The following is a 16,266-nucleotide window of genomic DNA, read 5'->3' as shown; positions in this document are numbered from 1 at the left end:
GTTACATTAATATAAAATTAAATGTAAGATAAATGTATGAATTAAAATTAATTTTAGTGTATAATCTAAAAGATAAAGTAATATGAGGTGAAAATATGATCAGTTTTGAAAGATTTATAGGAGGCGTTTTTGGAATCTTCTTTATATTAATATTATTTATCATAATTATATCAGCTTTGAAAATTATGGCTAAAGATGTTAAAGGTGGGGAAAAAAGAAAATCAACTGCTAATAAGAAACATCACGGCATTGAAGTTATAAAAGCAGGAAAAAACGCAAATCTGAAGGTCGGGACCATTATACCGGTAAAGCTTGTAACGAGCATTGGTAGAGGGGAAGAATGTACAATTGTTTTAACAGACAACTATGCATCAACTAAACATGCAAGAATTGTAGTTAAAGACAATATTTTAATACTTGAAGATTTAAATAGTACTAATGGTACATATTTAAATGGAGAGAGAATCAAAGGAAGGGTTAAACTTTTTACTAAAGATGAAATAAGAGTTGGAACAGCAGTGTTTAAAGTTTTAGCTTAGTAAATTGAGGTGGAAAAATGAAAAGAAATAAAACAGGGCTAGGAGTCTTAATCCTAATCTATATCCTGTGTATGAGTCTTTTTACCAACCTAGCTATATTAAAGACACCTATTAATAAGCAACCACTATATATTGGTCTAATATTATGTGTAGTAATAGGAGTAGCATATTTTATAACTAGGAAATCCTGCCCAAATGGAGATAAATTTATATTTCTATTTGCAAGTATTCAAGTTGTAATAAGTATAGCGATGCTATATAGATTACATCCAGATGTTGGTATTAAGCAATTAGGATGGTTCATAGGTGGATTAGTAATCTTCTTATTTATAATAAGATTTTTACCTAATTTCAGAAAGTTTCAAAATTTACAAACAATTTATATGATAGGTGTTTTAGTATTTATGCCAATGGCATTAGTACTTGGGCGAGATGTAATGGGAGCTAAAAACTGGGTTTTCATAGGTGGTATAAGTTTTCAACCATCTGAATTCGGTAAGATAGCACTTGTTTTATATTTAGCAGCTGCATTAAAGAGCTTTAAAAATGGTACAGCAAAACAAAATATGAGACAAATTTTTAAACCAGGGCTTATAGTTATGTATTCATTAGCCTGCATGGTGTTACAAAATGACTTAGGATCAGCACTTATATTTTTTGGAATATCAATAACTATGTTATTTATAGCAACTGCAAAAAAGAAATACATAGCAATTTGTATGGGGCTTGCAGCAATAGGTTCCTTTGTAGCTTATAAGGTAATTCCACACGTAACACTAAGGGTGGAAATTTGGCTACATCCATGGGAGTATGCTCAAGGTAAGAGTTATCAGTTAGTTCAAGGATTTTATGCAATTGCATCAGGAGGAGCTTTAGGGACAGGGCTTGGACAAGGTTATCCAGGGTTTGTACCAGTAAATACAACAGACTTTATCTTTGCAGCTATTTGTGAAGAGCTTGGAATTGTATTTGGTATAGGAATAATAATAATATTCTTCCTATTATTCTATAGAGCTATAAGAGTTGCATTTGTAACAGAGGATGAATTCTTACAACTTACAGCAGTTGGATTTAGTGCAATGCTTGCATGTCAAGTATTAGTAATTATAGGAGGAATCTTTGCAGTAATTCCACTGACGGGGATAGCCTTACCACTCATAAGTTATGGTGGTACGTCTATGATTACAACTATGTTTGCACTAGGAATACTTCAAAAGATTTCAGAGGAGGGCTAGTATGCAAGATATAAAAAAGAATGTTACAAAAGTAATGATAGTATTTTTATTTTTATTTGTAGCCCTAATTTCGTATATAGCATATTTCCAAGTTTTTAAGGCATATAAAATTGCTAATATGCCAGGAAACCCAAGAATATGGGCAGAAAGAAATGCAGTTCTTAGAGGAACTATTTATGATAGTGATATGAATGCATTAACTAAGAGTATTAGAACAGGACCTCTTAGTCAAAAAATTGAATATCCATATGGAGCGCTTTATGCAAATCCAGTTGGATATATGAGTAGAAAATATGGAGTTGAAGGATTAGAAGCTACTTTTGATAAGCAGTTATCTACTTATAACAGCTCAAGAACAGATATAAAAACTTTATTTACAGACTTTAGCTGGAAAAACTTAAAGGATATGTTCTTTGCAAGAAATGATAAGAGTGACCAAGTTGGTAATAGTGTAGTTACTACATTAAATACAAAGGTTCAAGAAGCTGCAATGAAGGCTTTAGGTGGAAGAAAAGGAGCAGCTGTTGCAATTAATCCTAAAACAGGAGAAGTTATAGCAATGGTATCATCTCCAAGTTATAATCCAAATGAATTAGATCAAAATATGGATGAATTATCTAAAGATCCAGATTCACCAATGTTTAATAGAGCAATCTATGGTAAATATCCACCAGGATCAACATTTAAGGTTGTTACTACAACATCAGCTTTAAATAATATTCCAGGAGTAACTTCTGAGATATTCCATGATACTGGTCAGATTAAATTCCAAGATGGGCAAGTATTACACAATAATGATAATGAAGTTAATGGAAATATTAACTTAAGAAGAGCATTCGTTGTTTCAAGTAACGTAGTTTATGGAACAGTTGCTATGGATTTAGGTAATGATGCACTTCGTGAAACAGCAGAAATGTTTGGTTTCAATGAACAAATTCCAGCAGTTGGATTTACTATGTCAAAGAGTGAATTCCCTAAATATCAAAGCTGGCAAGTTGGTGATATAGCACAGTCGGGTATAGGTCAATCAGGAGTGTTAGCATCTCCAATGCAAATGGCTTTAGTTGCAAGTACTGTAGCTAATGATGGTGTTATGATGGAACCTAAATTAGTAAATAAGATTATAAACCAACAAGGGAAAACAGTTCAAAGTTTCCCAAATCAACAATATAGAAGAGTAATGTCACAAAGTGATGCAGCAACAATCAAGAGCTTTATGACAAGTCTTGTAGAAAACAATATGTCAGGTGGTTACTGGCCATTCTTTGCTGGATATGATGTAGCAGCTAAAACAGGTACTGCAACATATTCAAAAGGAAAACCAGATTCATGGCTTGAAGGATTTGCACCAGCAAATGATCCACAAATTGCATTTGCAGTTATAGTTCAACATGCAGGATATGGAGCAGGAGCAGCATCAGATGTAGCAGGAGCTATGTTACATGCATTCTTTAATAATACGCCACCACAATAGAAAGATTTAAAAAAGGAGTTATAATTAAAAAAATTAATTATAACTCCTTTTTAAAAATACAATAATAAAAAGAAAAAAATGGTATAATGAGATGAGAATTAAGCGAGAGGGAGAAGGAGAGAGAAATAATGAAAAAAGAATATAGGAGATATTTAATCATAAGTTTTATTTTACTAGCGATAGGAATAATAACATATGTTTTATTTAGATTTAATCAACCTATGCCGGGGGTAGCTGACCAAGGGGATTTTGATAGAGTAATGCAAGTATCAAGATTATCAGTACCGGACTATTTAAAGAATAATCCAGACTTTGTAAGATTCTTTAAATACACAGTTACAGATTATCAAATAGGAAGTTTTTCAATTTTAAATATAATAATTACTCTTGTTTCAACGAGTATGGCATATTTAATTACATTAATATCTATTATTTGTAAAATATTTGGGCAATCAATATTTAAAACTCAATACTTAGCAATTGCATATTGCATAATGTATGTTGGAGCAATGGCAATAATCTTAAAAAATATAAATATAAAAAGTAAGTTTAAACTGACTTTATTAGCAGGATTAATGTTATTTGTATTTTTAAATGGAGATTATTTAGTATGGTTTAACAGTATTTATGGTGGACCAATGATGATTACTACATTATCACTATTTATTGCAATGTATTTGTATTATGTGAAGAGATGTGTAATCGATGGAGATAAGAGTAAGTTAATTCTTCAAATGGGGCTTATATTCTTCTGTGCATTTATATTCTTAGGATCTAAGTTACAAGTGTTCACAACATTACCAGCAATACTATTTATACTAGGTAAAATTATTTATGATAATAGAACTGTATTATCAAAGAAGAGTAAGAGAATATTTATTGCTCTGATGGTAGTTATAACTTTATATCCTATGGGAATAAATATGGCTGGTGTAGGACTTAACCATGATACTCAGTTTAACTCAGTATTCTATGGAGTATTAAATGGTTCAAAAAATCCAAGACAAGACTTAATTGATATGGGATTAGACCCTGCAATGGCTGGAAATGCTGGATTAAATGCTTATGAGCCAACAGATAAATATGTAAATGGATTCATACCAAGAACTCCAAAAATGAAAGAATATTTCTATGATGAGATGAGCAATAGTAAGCTAGTTAAATTCTATTTAACTCATCCTAAGAGATTAATAGAAGGAATGCAATATGTTGCAAGTAAAGCCTTTGATACAACAACAGATTTAGGTAAATATCCACAAAGCTATAGTGAAAAACCTATAATCAAATTTGATAGATTTACAACTTGGGAAAATATAAGAATGAAGTATTTCCCTAAAAAGTTATGGTTTATTGGTGGAGTATACTTATTAATATTTGCAGTATCATTAGGATATTTCATAAAAAGAAAAGATAACAAAGGATTAAGAGCAGGAATAATAATGCTTTGGTGTTTAATGTTTATGGGAGTGATACAATTCCCAATGCCATATGTAGGAAATGGACGAGCGGATACAGCTAAACAATTATTCTTATTTAACTTTATATTTGATATTCTAGTAGTAACAGGAATAACATTTACAATAGGAAAAATATATGATGGGATAAGGAAATTGGTTAAAAGATAGTTTTACTTGGGGGGATGTATTTTAAAATGGAAAAAGAGAGGAAAGCGAGAATTAAAGAGAGAGTTAAAAACTGTGTTAATAAATTAAAGGTAGACAATAATGTTGATTTAATTAGAAGAATTATAATAGCAATCTTATTTGTGAAAAGTGTTTTATTTATGACATTGCTAGAAAGTAAGAACGTAGATAAATTCAACTTTGAGAAGACTGTCTGGATATTTTTTATTGTATATTTAGCTTATTCGCTTTTAGTATATGCCTTTGGATATTTATTCAATGGGAATAAACAAATGATTTATTATATTGTTATGGATATAATATTTTCAGGATGGTTGATTATTAATATATGGTACTTTAGAGGAAATTTTGACTTTATGAGTATCAAAAATATCTTCTATCCTGAAACCTTTAATCCTATGGGCGAAGCTTTAGTTCAATTTAAATGGATTGATTTAATATTTATATTAGATATACCAATTTTAATATTCTTTATAAAGTATAAAAAGATACAATTTACAGAAAAAAGAAATATAAGAAAATTTGAATTGATAGTTGTAAACTCTATTCTTGTTCTTATGGTATGTTACATTTTTACTGATGTATTAGGAGCAGCAGGATGGAGCAATAGAATGTTCACGACACAATGGACACCTCTAATGACAGCAAGAGCATCAGGTCCAGTTGGATTTCAGATTCATGAGGGAAATAAAACTTTAGATAGTTTGAAAAGAAAAAATACGGATAGTGATGAAGAAGTTCAAGCATGGTTAAAGAACAATGTTGAAGATGTAAAGGACAATGAGTATAAGGGGATGTTCAAGGGGAAAAATGTTGTGTTTTTACAACTTGAATCTCTAGAAGAGTTTGTAATTAATAAAAAGGTGGAAGGTCAAGAAATATCTCCATTTTTAAATAAATTAGCAAATGAAGGATTATATTTTAATAATATCTATGAGCAAAATAATGCAGGGAACAGTATAGACTGTGATGTTATGGCAAATACATCTATGTATCCTATGGGAAGTGGAATTACTGCACTTCATACTGGGAACTTTGTATATAAAAATTCTATGGCAAGAATATTGAAAGAGGATGGGTATACAAGTATTTCAACAAGAGGAGAAAAAGCAGGTGAATTTTACTGGTCAGAGCTTCATAAAAATGGATTTGGGATTGACCATATTTGGGATGTTAAAGATTATGTGTATGAAGAATCAGTAGGATATGGATTATCTGATGGAAGTCTTTTCAGACAGTTAGCGGACAAGCTTAAAGATGTAAAAGAACCATTTTATTTGAATGTAATTACATTATCAAATCACGGACCATTTAAAGTTCCTAAAAAATATCAAAGCTTGAAGTTAGACAAAAAGATAAATGAAACTTACTTAGGTGGATATTTCCAAAGTGTAAGATATATGGATGAGCAGTTAGAAATGTTTTTTGGAAAGCTTAAACAAGAAGGATTGCTAGATAATACTGTATTTGTATTATATGGAGACCATGGTGGAGTTCATAAATATTATAATAAAGATATAAAAGATTTAGATTATGAGGGAAACTGGTGGAAGCCATATACTAAAAAAATACCTCTTATAATATATTCACCAGGAGTAGAGCCTCATGTTTTTAAAGCAGCAGGAGGACAGGTGGATATAATGCCAACTATTCTGTATATGCTTGGAGTAGAAAAAGATAGGTTTATAAATAATTCTATGGGAAGAATACTTGTAAATACTAATAGGGATGCAACAATAATAAAAGGTAATAAGATAAAAGGTAAAGTGCAATCAGAGGAAGAAAAAGAGCATTTAGAAAAGGCATATTCTATTGGAGAAAAGATGATTGGTGGGAATTGATAATTTAAAATTAAGAATTTAGAGTTTAGGGGAGTTGGAAGCAACTCTCCTTTTTAATTTAGAATTTAAAATTAAGAATTTAGAATTGAGGGTATTTGGGGTATAATATAATTTGAGTGAGGAGGGGATTAAGATTTTTGACTTTGAATATCATTTAAAAATGTTACCAGATAAGCCTGGGATTTATATTATGAAGAATAATTTAGGTGAAGTTATTTATGTTGGAAAAGCTAAAATATTGAAGAATAGAGTAAGACAGTATTTTCAAAATTCTAAGAATCATTCTGAGAAAGTTCGTGCAATGGTGAAGAATATTTCAGAATTTGAATATATAGTAACTGATTCAGAGATGGAAGCTTTAATACTTGAATGTAACTTAATAAAAAAATATAGCCCAAGATATAATATTTTATTGAAGGATGATAAATTTTATCCTTTTATAAAGATAACTATTAATGAAGATTTTCCAAGAGTTTTTGTTACAAGGAATTTTTCAAAGGATAGTAATAAGTATTTTGGACCATATACAGATGGAACAGCAGTTTATGAAACCATTAATCTTATAAGAAAAGTGTTTCCACTTAGAACCTGCAAAAAAAGCATTATTGTTGGAGAGGCTCCTACAAGACCTTGCTTAAATTATCATATAAAAAAATGTATGTCCCCATGTGGAGGATACATTTCTAAAGAGGATTATAGAAAAATAATAGATGAAATAATAGATATATTAAACGGAAAAGATAACGAAATAATAAATAAATTAAGAGAAAAAATGGAAGAAGAAAGTGAAAAGTTTGAGTTTGAAAAGGCTGCCACATATAGAGATAAGATTATAGCTATCCAAACTTTAATCCAAAAACAAAAGATGTTTAAGGTATCCGACGAGGATGAAGATTACATAAACCTTTATAGAGATGAAAAGGATAGTTGTGTTCAAATATTCTTCTTAAGAGAAGGAAAAATCACAGGAAGAGAGCATTTTATATTAGAAAATACTTTTGAGGAAAGTGATGGAAAGGTGTTATCACAATTTATTGTTAATTTCTATAGTGGAACAGCTCAAATTTCAAAGAATATATATGTACCAAGCATTGAAGATAAAGAAGTTTTAGAAGAACTTTTAACTATAAAAAGAGGAAGTAAAGTAACTTTAAAGATTCCTCAAAAAGGTGAGAAAAAGGGTATGCTTGATATGGTTCTTTCAAATGCAAAGATTACATTAGAAAGTTTTAAAGATAAGATATTAAAAGAAAAAGAGAAAAATAAAAATTCACTGCTAGAATTAACAGAGATATTAGGATTAGACACTTTTCCTAAAAGAATAGAGGCATATGATATTTCTAATATACAAGGTGTAGATTCAGTTGGAAGTATGATAGTTTTTGAAGATGGAAAAGCAAAAAACAGCGATTATCGTAGATTTAGAATAAAATCTGTAAAAGGTGCCAATGATTATGATAGTATGAGAGAAATTCTGACTAGAAGATTTAGTCATGGATTAAAAGAGATAAAAGAGATTCAAGAAAGTCAGATTCAGTTTTCAAAGGGAAAATTTTCAAACTTTCCAGACCTTATAATGATGGATGGTGGAAAAGGACAAATTAATATAGCACTTGAGGTTTTAGAGGAACTTGGAATTGAGATAGATGTATGTGGTTTGGTTAAGGATGATAAGCATAATACAAGAGGGATTATCTTTAACAATGAAGAGTTTATTATTAGAAGCAATTCAGAACTTATGCAAATGCTAAGAAGAATTGGTGATGAAGTCCATAGATTTGCAATAACTTATCATAGGTCATTAAGAGATAAAAGAACATTACATTCTATATTAGATGATATTCCTAACATAGGAAATAAACGTAGAAAAGAGCTTTTATTAAAGTTTGGAAGTGTTGAAAATATAAAAAAAGCAAGTATAGAAGAACTACTAGAAACACCAGGGATAAACAAAAAAGCAGCAGAGAGCATAAAAATTTTTTTTGATGAACAAAGGCAGAGTTAAAGAATATATTATTTTGTAATTGTTAAAGACTTGTTTTAATTAATAAAGTAGAATATACTATAAAAATATAATAATAATGAGGAGTTTAGGGATGAATAAATATAGAGAGTTATTCAAGGATATATTTTTAGAAAAACAAATAGAATTTAATGCGCCAATGAGCGAGCATATATATTTTAAAGTTGGAGGACCAGTTGATGTCCTTTTAATACCAGATACAGTAGAACAAGTGATTGAAGCATTGAAGATATGTAAAGAAAACAACATTCCATATTATGTTATAGGAAATGGTTCTAATCTTTTAGTTAAAGATGGTGGACTTGATGGAGTTGTAATTAAATTAACAGAACTTCAAAAGTTAGATATAAAAGAAAATAAAATAGAAGCACAATGTGGTGTTCTATTAAAAGATGTTAGCAAGCTTGCACTAGAGAACTCATTAACAGGCTTTGAATTTGCATGTGGAATTCCAGGATCTGTTGGAGGAGCTGTGTATATGAATGCAGGAGCTTATTTAGGTGAAGTTTCGCAAGTTATAGAAACGGCTACAGTAATTGATAAAGATGGTAATATAAAAACATATACTAATGAAGAGCTAGAGCTTGGTTATAGAACTTCAAAAGTAATGGAAAACGAAGAGATTGTTTTAAGTGCAGTATTTGCATTAAATGATGGTGAATTTGAAAAAATCAAAAATAGAATTGATGATTTAACTTATAAAAGAGAATCAAAACAACCATTAGAATATCCTTCAGCAGGAAGTACATTTAAAAGACCTGAAGGGCATTTTGCAGGAAAGTTAATTCAAGATGCAGGTCTTAAAGGATATGAGCTTGGTGGAGCGGCTGTTTCAGGAAAGCATTCAGGATTTGTTATAAATAAAGGTGGAGCAACAGCAAAAGATATATTAGATTTAATTCATCATGTTCAAGATGAAGTTAAAAAGCAATTTGATGTTGAACTTCATCCAGAAGTAAGAATAATAGGAAAAGAAAAGTAAGAAGAGGATTGCATTTTTGCAATCCTCTTTAATTAACCTTAAATATTGAAAATGAAGAAGAAAATGGTATAATTATTGTAAAAGTTATAAGGTGGGTTTAAGAAATGGAAAAATATATAAGAGAAGAAGTTTTAGGGTTAGAAGCATATGTTGCAGGAAAACCTATTGACGAAGTAAAAAGAGAACTTAATCTAGATAGAGTTATAAAAATGGCATCAAATGAAAATCCATATGGATGTTCACCAAAGGCAAAGGAAGCTTTAAAGAATATAATAGAAGAATCTTTTCTATATCCAGATGCATCTTCATATGAATTTAAAGAAGCTTTAGGAAAAGAGCTTGGAGTAGAAAGAGAAAATATTTTTTGTGGGGCAGGCTCTGATTCGTTAATAAAAGATATATGTGCAACATTTTTAAATAAAGGTGAAAATGCAGTAATGGCAGATATAACTTTCCCAAGATATAAGACTAATACACTTTTAATGGGAGCAGAAGCAATAGAAGTACCACTTAAAGATTACAAATTAGATATAGAAAAAATGGTAAGTTCTATAAATGATAAAACAAAGATAATATGGTTTTGTAACCCAAATAATCCAACTGGAACAATCTTTACTAAAGAAGAGTTCCAAAAGGTATTAGATAGAATTCCAAAGGAAGTTATAATTATAATGGATGAAGCTTATGTAGAATTTGTAGATAAGGATGTAGACTTTCCAGATTCAATAGAGCTTTTAAAAAAGTATTCTAATATGATTGTTTTAAGAACCTTCTCAAAGGCTTATGGACTTGCATCTTTAAGATTTGGATATGGAATTGGAGATAAAAAGTTAGTTGGATATATTAATAGAGTTATAAATCCTTTTGACTCAAATCTTTTTGCACAAAAGGCAGCAATTGAGGCTTTAAAGGATAAAGAACATTTAGAATATGTGGTGGAGAATAATAAAGAGCAGAGGGAATATTTAATAAGAGAATTTAAGAAATTAAACTTAGAATATATAGACAGTCAAACTAACTTTATTATGGTTAATGTTGATTGTGATGATGAAAAGCTTCATAAATATCTTTTATCTAAAGGATATATAATAAGACCAGGATTCCTTTTAGGAATGAAGGGTTATTTAAGAATAAGTATAGGAAAAGAAGATGAAAATAAAGGGTTCATGTATGAGCTTGAGGAAGGTCTTAATTTCCTTAAAAATAATTAGAGAAAAGAATCGCTTAAGGGCGATTCTTTTTGTTAAAAATATTTAATTAAAGAGAAAAAATAAAAGATAATAGAAAACTTAAATTGAGAATATATTATGATATAATAAGAGATATATTTGTATTGAATTAGGAGGATAACAGATGAGATTTGTAATAGTAACTGGACTTTCAGGAGCTGGGAAAACTGAAGCAACTAGAAGTTTAGAAGATTTAGGGTATTTTTGTGTAGACAATTTACCACCACAGCTTATACCAAAATTTGCAGAAGCATGTAGAAGCAGTTTAGAAAAGGTTGCAATTGTAACAGATATAAGAGGTGGAATATTCTTTGATGATTTATTTGAAAGTCTAAGATACCTTAAAAACAATGAAATAGAGTATGAAATTTTATTTTTAGAAGCAGCAGATGAAGTATTAGTAAAAAGGTTTAAAGAAGCAAGAAGAAGTCATCCACTTTCTCCTAAAGCAAGAGTTTTAACAGGAATCACAGAGGAAAGACATAAACTAAGAGAAGTTAAAGATAGAGCAGATCAAATAATAGATACTTCAAAATATAAAATTGGAGATTTAAGAGAAAAGATAAATGAATTATTTGGTTCAAATGCAGAGCCTGATAAAGAGCTTTCAATTACAGTGTTAAGCTTTGGATTTAAATATGGAATACCTGTAGATTCAGATTTAGTATTTGATGTAAGATTTATACCAAATCCTTTTTATATACCGGAACTTAAAGCATTCTCAGGGAATGATGAGCCAGTTCGTGAGTATGTATTAAAGCAAGAAGAAACTATTGGATTTATAGAAAGATTAGACGATATGATTAAGTTCTTAATTCCTAAGTATACAAAAGAAGGTAAAAGACAACTTATAATAGCTATAGGATGTACAGGTGGTAGACATAGATCTGTTGCCATAGCAAATAAATTATACGAAGTCTTAGAAAGTGAAGGATATAAAGCAGGAGTAGAGCATAGAGATGTATCTGAAGATGTCCATAGAGGAGCTAAGAAGCTATGAGGCTATCCGACTGGATTAAACCAGGGATTAAAGTTAAACGTTGGGTTTTCTTTGGTTTATTCGGTGTCCTTTTAATAGCATTTGGTTTTACAGAACTTGTAACTCATAGAGTGTATGATTTTTATTATAAGTTGTTTTACATTTGTCTTAATATAACAGGTGTTTTTGTAATTTATATTGCAGGAAGTGAAGTTATTAAATCAACTATTGCCTTGATGAATAAAGGCTACATAAAAATGTCTTTAGACAGTAAAAAGATAGAGACCTTAATTACAGAAAAGAGACTTTTAGTTAAGGGTTCTAAGATTGTAGTTATTGGTGGTGGTACAGGGCTTTCTACAATGCTTAGAGGGCTTAAGTACTATACATCAAATATTACAGCTATCGTTACTGTTGGTGATGATGGTGGAGGTTCAGGAGATTTAAGAGAAGACCTTGGAATTTTACCACCAGGAGATATAAGAAACTGTATTTTAGCACTTGCAGATACAGAGCCTTTAATGGAGGATTTACTTCAATATAGATTTACTGATGGAAGATTAAAAGGACAAAGCTTTGGGAATCTTTTTTTAGCAGCAATGGATGGAGTATCTGAAAATTTTGAAGATGCAGTAAGAAAGATGAGCTCAGTTCTTGCAGTAACAGGAAAGGTTTTGCCTGTTACTTTAGATGATATGCAGCTTATTGCTTATTTAGAAAATGGAAATAAAATTGTTGGTGAATCTAATATTCCAGAAGAAGCGAAAAAGCAAAACTCAAAAATCAAAAAGCTTATGATAAATCCTGCAAATGCAAAGCCTTTAGAAGGAGCTATAAAAGCTATTCAAGAAGCGGATGCAATTGTTATGGGACCTGGAAGTCTTTATACAAGTATACTTCCAAACCTTTTAGTTAAGGGAATATCTGAAAACATAAGAAGAAGTAGTGCTTTAAAAATATATATATCAAACGTAATGACTCAACCTGGAGAAACAGATAATTTTAATGTTTCAGACCATATTAAGATTTTAAGAAAATATTGTGGTAAGGATATAGTAAATTGTGTTATTGCAAATACAGGTGCTATAAGTCATGAAATGCGAGAGAAGTATAAGGCTAAAAATTCAGATTATGTAAATATTGATTATAAAAAGCTAGAAGATATGGGCGTTCAGTTAGTTGAAAAGAACGTTATTAGAACTAAAAATGGAACTATAAAGCATGACTCAGATTATTTAGCTCAAGTTTTAGTAGAAACTATAATGGAAAAGAAATTATTATTTGATAGAAAGAAAATTATAGAGTATATGTATTTATCACAGAGAATAAAAGAGCGTGATAAAGTTGAGAAAAAAAATCTTAGAGAAGCAATGGATAATAAAGAAGAAAAAATGTAGTAAGTGTGCTACATTTTTTCTTTTTGAATTACAAGAAAAGACTTGTTTGTGATATAATTTATTATTGTGAAAAATAAGAATGAATGATTTAAATAAAAGGAGAGCATGAAAAAATGTCATTTTCATCAAAAGTAAAGGGAGAAATCTGTAGATATAGTGATATAAGCAAAGAAGAAGCATTAGCAGAATTATCAGCTATAATGAAGGTAAGTGGAACTATTGCATTTAGTGGACTTGGGTTAGCATTTAGAATTACCACAGAAAATGCAACAAGTGCAAGGCTTATATTTTCATTACTTAAAGAACATTTTGATATACATTCAAAATTGATGGTTAAGAAAAGTAATTCTCTTAAAAAGAATAATATATATATGGTTGTAATAGATGAAAGTATGGGAGTTCGTGAATTATTAAATACTACTGGGATTTTTAGAGAAGTAGATGGAATAATGAACTTAGATTATAGTATTGAAAAAGAGATGGTGGATTCAGAAGTTACAAAAAGGGCTTACGTTAGAGGGGCTTTTCTTGGAGGAGGAAGTGTTAGTAATCCAGAAAAAACTTATCATTTAGAGTTTGTAACTCATAGTGAAGAGTATGCAAATGAATTATGTAAGCTTATAAATACCTTTGGATTGAATTCTAAGGTGATTGCAAGAAAGAATAGCCATATTATATATATTAAAGAGGGAGAGCAGATTGTGGACCTTTTAAATATATTAGGAGCACATACCTGTCTTTTAGAGCTTGAGAATATAAGAATAAAAAAAGAGATGAGAAATAATGTTAATAGATTAGTTAACTGCGAAACAGCAAACCTTTCTAAAACAGTAAATGCAGCAGTTAGACAGGTTGAAAGTATTGAGCTTATAAAATCAAGCATAGGTCTTCAAAGATTACCTAAAAATCTTCAAGAGATAGCAGACCTTAGATTGAAATATCCTGAGGAGTCTTTAAAAGAGCTTGGAGAGATGTTAGACCCTCCAGTAGGTAAATCAGGAGTTAATCATAGATTAAGAAAGCTTGAAAAAATTGCTGAAGAGGTTAGGTCTGGAACTTATTAGTTTAGTGTAGATTAAAATTAAAGAAAAGTGATATAATTTAAAGTAGAGAATCTAGTGAAAACTAGATTCTTTATCTTTATGAAAGGAGGAAGTTTTATGGAGAAAGATAAAAAGGATTTTGTACATCTTCATTTACATACTGAGTATAGTCTTTTAGATGGATCTGGAAAGGTTAAAAAAATCGTTAAAAAGGCAAAAGAACTTGGAATGGATAAGATTGCAATAACTGACCATGGAGTTATGTATGGTTGTGTAGATTTTTATAAAGCTTGTAGGGATGAGGGGATAAAGCCTATTTTAGGGTGTGAAGTCTATGTAGCAAGTAAATCTATGAATATAAAGCATACTGATGCTGAGAACAAGACAAATCACTTAGTTCTTTTAGTTAAAAATGCAGTAGGTTATGAGAACTTAATGAAGATAGTATCAGATGCTTCAATAGAAGGATTTTATTATAAACCAAGAGTTGACCATGAATATCTAAGGGCACATAGTGAAGGATTAATAGCTTTAAGTGCTTGTTTAGGTGGAGAAATTCAAAGAAACCTTTTAGCAGAAAATTATGAGAAAGCAAAAGAAGTAGCCTTAGAATATAAAGATATATTCAAAGAAGGATTTTACTTAGAGCTTCAAAATCATAATATGACTGAGCAGATAAAGGTTAATGAACTTAACATAAAATTATCAAAGGAAACTGGAATACCATTAGTAGCTACAAATGATGTTCACTATATAGAAAGAGAAGATTCAAAGGCACACGATATATTAATGTGTATTCAGACAGGAAAAACTGTAGACGATGAAAATAGAAGAAGATACCCTTCAGACCAATTCTATTTAAAATCACCAGAAGAAATGTATGATATGTTTGACTACATTCCAGAGGGTTTAGAAAATACAGTTAAGATAGCAGATGAATGTGATTTTGATTATGAATTCCACGTATCAAAATTACCAAAATTCCCATTACCAGAAGGAGCAGATCCATTTATATTTTTAAGAGATGCTTGTTATATGGGACTTATAATAAAATATGACCAATTTGAAGGTATCAGAAATGAAGAATATGATTATGAAAAAACTATAAGTCTTGCAAAAGATAATGAAGAAATAAAAACTATAATTGATAGATTAGACTATGAATTAGGCGTAATAAATCAAATGGGGTATGTGGATTATTTCTTAATAGTTGGAGATTTTATAAAATATTCTGTGGATAATGGCATACCAACTGGACCTGGTAGGGGGTCTGCAGCGGGGTCAATAGTTGCATATACCCTAGATATAACAAAGATTGATCCATTAAAATACAATCTACTATTTGAGCGTGAATTAAGATGCGCTCGTTAAATTGGGTGAATTGCTGGAAAGCTAAGTTTTAAATATGCTAATCAGCAGCCAAGTCTAGGAAGGTATTAAGTACTAGAAAGGTTCAGAGACTAGAGATATGAGAAGCCAATCAATAATTATCTCCAAGAGTGCCCAACATATTAAGAGATTAATATGATGATATAGTCCAAACTGAAATGGAATTGACCATTTAATGAAAATGAGGGAAACCTCCAGAGTATAAGATAAAAAGCTTATAGATAAAAACAAATTGTTCTTAAATCCTGAGCGTGTGAGTATGCCAGATATCGATTCCGATTTCTGTTATGAAAGACGACAAGAGGTAATAGATTACGTAGTAGATAAGTATGGGGAAAAGAATGTTTCACAGATAATTACTTTTGGAACAATGGCAGCAAGAGCCTGTATAAGAGATGTTGGTAGGGCTATGAATTATGCTTATGCAGAGGTTGATAGAATTGCTAAGATGATTCCAACTATGCTTGGAATAACAATAGAGAAGGCATTGGA

General features: G+C 30.2%; 12 protein-coding genes and 1 pseudogene. All 13 read left to right on the top strand.

Annotated elements, in window-relative coordinates; genetic code table 11:
* Positions 1–98: 98 nt before the first annotated feature.
* Positions 99–539 carry an FHA domain-containing protein gene (locus ACRC28_RS13320; RefSeq protein WP_438543938.1) on the top strand — a complete coding sequence of 147 codons (441 nt, stop codon included), beginning with the start codon at positions 99–101 and terminating at the stop codon, positions 537–539.
* A gap of 17 nt (positions 540–556) precedes the next feature.
* A complete protein-coding gene (locus ACRC28_RS13315; RefSeq protein WP_438543935.1) occupies positions 557–1,774 on the top strand; it encodes an FtsW/RodA/SpoVE family cell cycle protein in 1,218 nt (405 codons plus the stop codon).
* 1 nt (position 1,775) lies between these two features.
* Entirely contained in the window at positions 1,776–3,248 is a 1,473-nt protein-coding gene (locus tag ACRC28_RS13310; protein WP_438543934.1) for a peptidoglycan D,D-transpeptidase FtsI family protein, read from the top strand.
* 128 nt (positions 3,249–3,376) lie between these two features.
* A complete protein-coding gene (wsfD, locus tag ACRC28_RS13305; RefSeq protein WP_438543933.1) occupies positions 3,377–4,873 on the top strand; it encodes a glycan biosynthesis hexose transferase WsfD in 1,497 nt (498 codons plus the stop codon).
* A gap of 26 nt (positions 4,874–4,899) precedes the next feature.
* Positions 4,900–6,732, top strand: coding sequence for an LTA synthase family protein (locus ACRC28_RS13300; RefSeq protein ID WP_438543932.1), 1,833 nt, complete (start codon positions 4,900–4,902; stop codon positions 6,730–6,732).
* Between the two features lie 133 nt (positions 6,733–6,865).
* Positions 6,866–8,737 (top strand): excinuclease ABC subunit UvrC, encoded by a 1,872-nt coding sequence (gene uvrC / locus ACRC28_RS13295; protein ID WP_438543937.1) that lies wholly within the window; start codon positions 6,866–6,868, stop codon positions 8,735–8,737.
* A 91-nt stretch (positions 8,738–8,828) separates the two neighbouring features.
* On the top strand, positions 8,829–9,737 hold the full coding sequence (gene murB, locus ACRC28_RS13290; protein ID WP_438543931.1) for a UDP-N-acetylmuramate dehydrogenase: 909 nt from the start codon (positions 8,829–8,831) through the stop codon (positions 9,735–9,737).
* A gap of 104 nt (positions 9,738–9,841) precedes the next feature.
* The gene (gene hisC, locus ACRC28_RS13285; RefSeq protein ID WP_438543930.1) at positions 9,842–10,948 is read left to right on the top strand and encodes a histidinol-phosphate transaminase; all 1,107 of its coding nucleotides are present in this window, start codon (positions 9,842–9,844) and stop codon (positions 10,946–10,948) included.
* A 142-nt stretch (positions 10,949–11,090) separates the two neighbouring features.
* Positions 11,091–11,966, top strand: a complete 876-nt coding sequence (gene rapZ, locus ACRC28_RS13280; RefSeq protein ID WP_438543929.1) for an RNase adapter RapZ — start codon at positions 11,091–11,093, stop codon at positions 11,964–11,966.
* Positions 11,963–13,342: a gluconeogenesis factor YvcK family protein gene (locus tag ACRC28_RS13275; protein ID WP_438543928.1), complete on the top strand. Its 1,380-nt coding sequence runs from the start codon at positions 11,963–11,965 to the stop codon at positions 13,340–13,342. Before rapZ ends, ACRC28_RS13275 begins: the two co-directional genes overlap by 4 nt.
* 113 nt (positions 13,343–13,455) lie before the next feature.
* On the top strand, positions 13,456–14,406 hold the full coding sequence (whiA, locus tag ACRC28_RS13270) for a DNA-binding protein WhiA (protein ID WP_438543927.1): 951 nt from the start codon (positions 13,456–13,458) through the stop codon (positions 14,404–14,406).
* Between the two features lie 96 nt (positions 14,407–14,502).
* A pseudogene (gene dnaE / locus ACRC28_RS13265) lies at positions 14,503–15,753 on the top strand (DNA polymerase III subunit alpha); the annotation flags it as partial.
* Positions 15,754–16,033: 280 nt separating this feature from the next.
* A partial coding sequence (locus ACRC28_RS13260) for a hypothetical protein (protein ID WP_438543936.1) occupies positions 16,034–16,266 on the top strand: 233 nt, incomplete at its 3' end.

It is taken from the genome of Clostridium sp., assembly GCF_051650885.1.
Lineage (GTDB): Bacteria > Bacillota > Clostridia > Clostridiales > Clostridiaceae > Clostridium.
The sequence above is the reverse complement of the archived record's forward strand: the minus strand, read 5'-3'. Positions and strand labels throughout refer to the sequence as shown.

What these genes read in the sequence shown, in the direction of transcription:
- ACRC28_RS13315 (WP_438543935.1), top strand. Translation starts at nt 557, where the DNA reads ATGAAAAGAAATAAAACAGGGCTAGGAGTCTTAATCCTAATCTATATC.
- ACRC28_RS13310 (WP_438543934.1), top strand. Translation starts at nt 1,776, where the DNA reads ATGCAAGATATAAAAAAGAATGTTACAAAAGTAATGATAGTATTTTTA.
- wsfD (WP_438543933.1), top strand. Translation starts at nt 3,377, where the DNA reads ATGAAAAAAGAATATAGGAGATATTTAATCATAAGTTTTATTTTACTA.
- ACRC28_RS13300 (WP_438543932.1), top strand. Translation starts at nt 4,900, where the DNA reads ATGGAAAAAGAGAGGAAAGCGAGAATTAAAGAGAGAGTTAAAAACTGT.
- murB (WP_438543931.1), top strand. Translation starts at nt 8,829, where the DNA reads ATGAATAAATATAGAGAGTTATTCAAGGATATATTTTTAGAAAAACAA.
- hisC (WP_438543930.1), top strand. Translation starts at nt 9,842, where the DNA reads ATGGAAAAATATATAAGAGAAGAAGTTTTAGGGTTAGAAGCATATGTT.
- rapZ (WP_438543929.1), top strand. Translation starts at nt 11,091, where the DNA reads ATGAGATTTGTAATAGTAACTGGACTTTCAGGAGCTGGGAAAACTGAA.
- ACRC28_RS13275 (WP_438543928.1), top strand. Translation starts at nt 11,963, where the DNA reads ATGAGGCTATCCGACTGGATTAAACCAGGGATTAAAGTTAAACGTTGG.
- whiA (WP_438543927.1), top strand. Translation starts at nt 13,456, where the DNA reads ATGTCATTTTCATCAAAAGTAAAGGGAGAAATCTGTAGATATAGTGAT.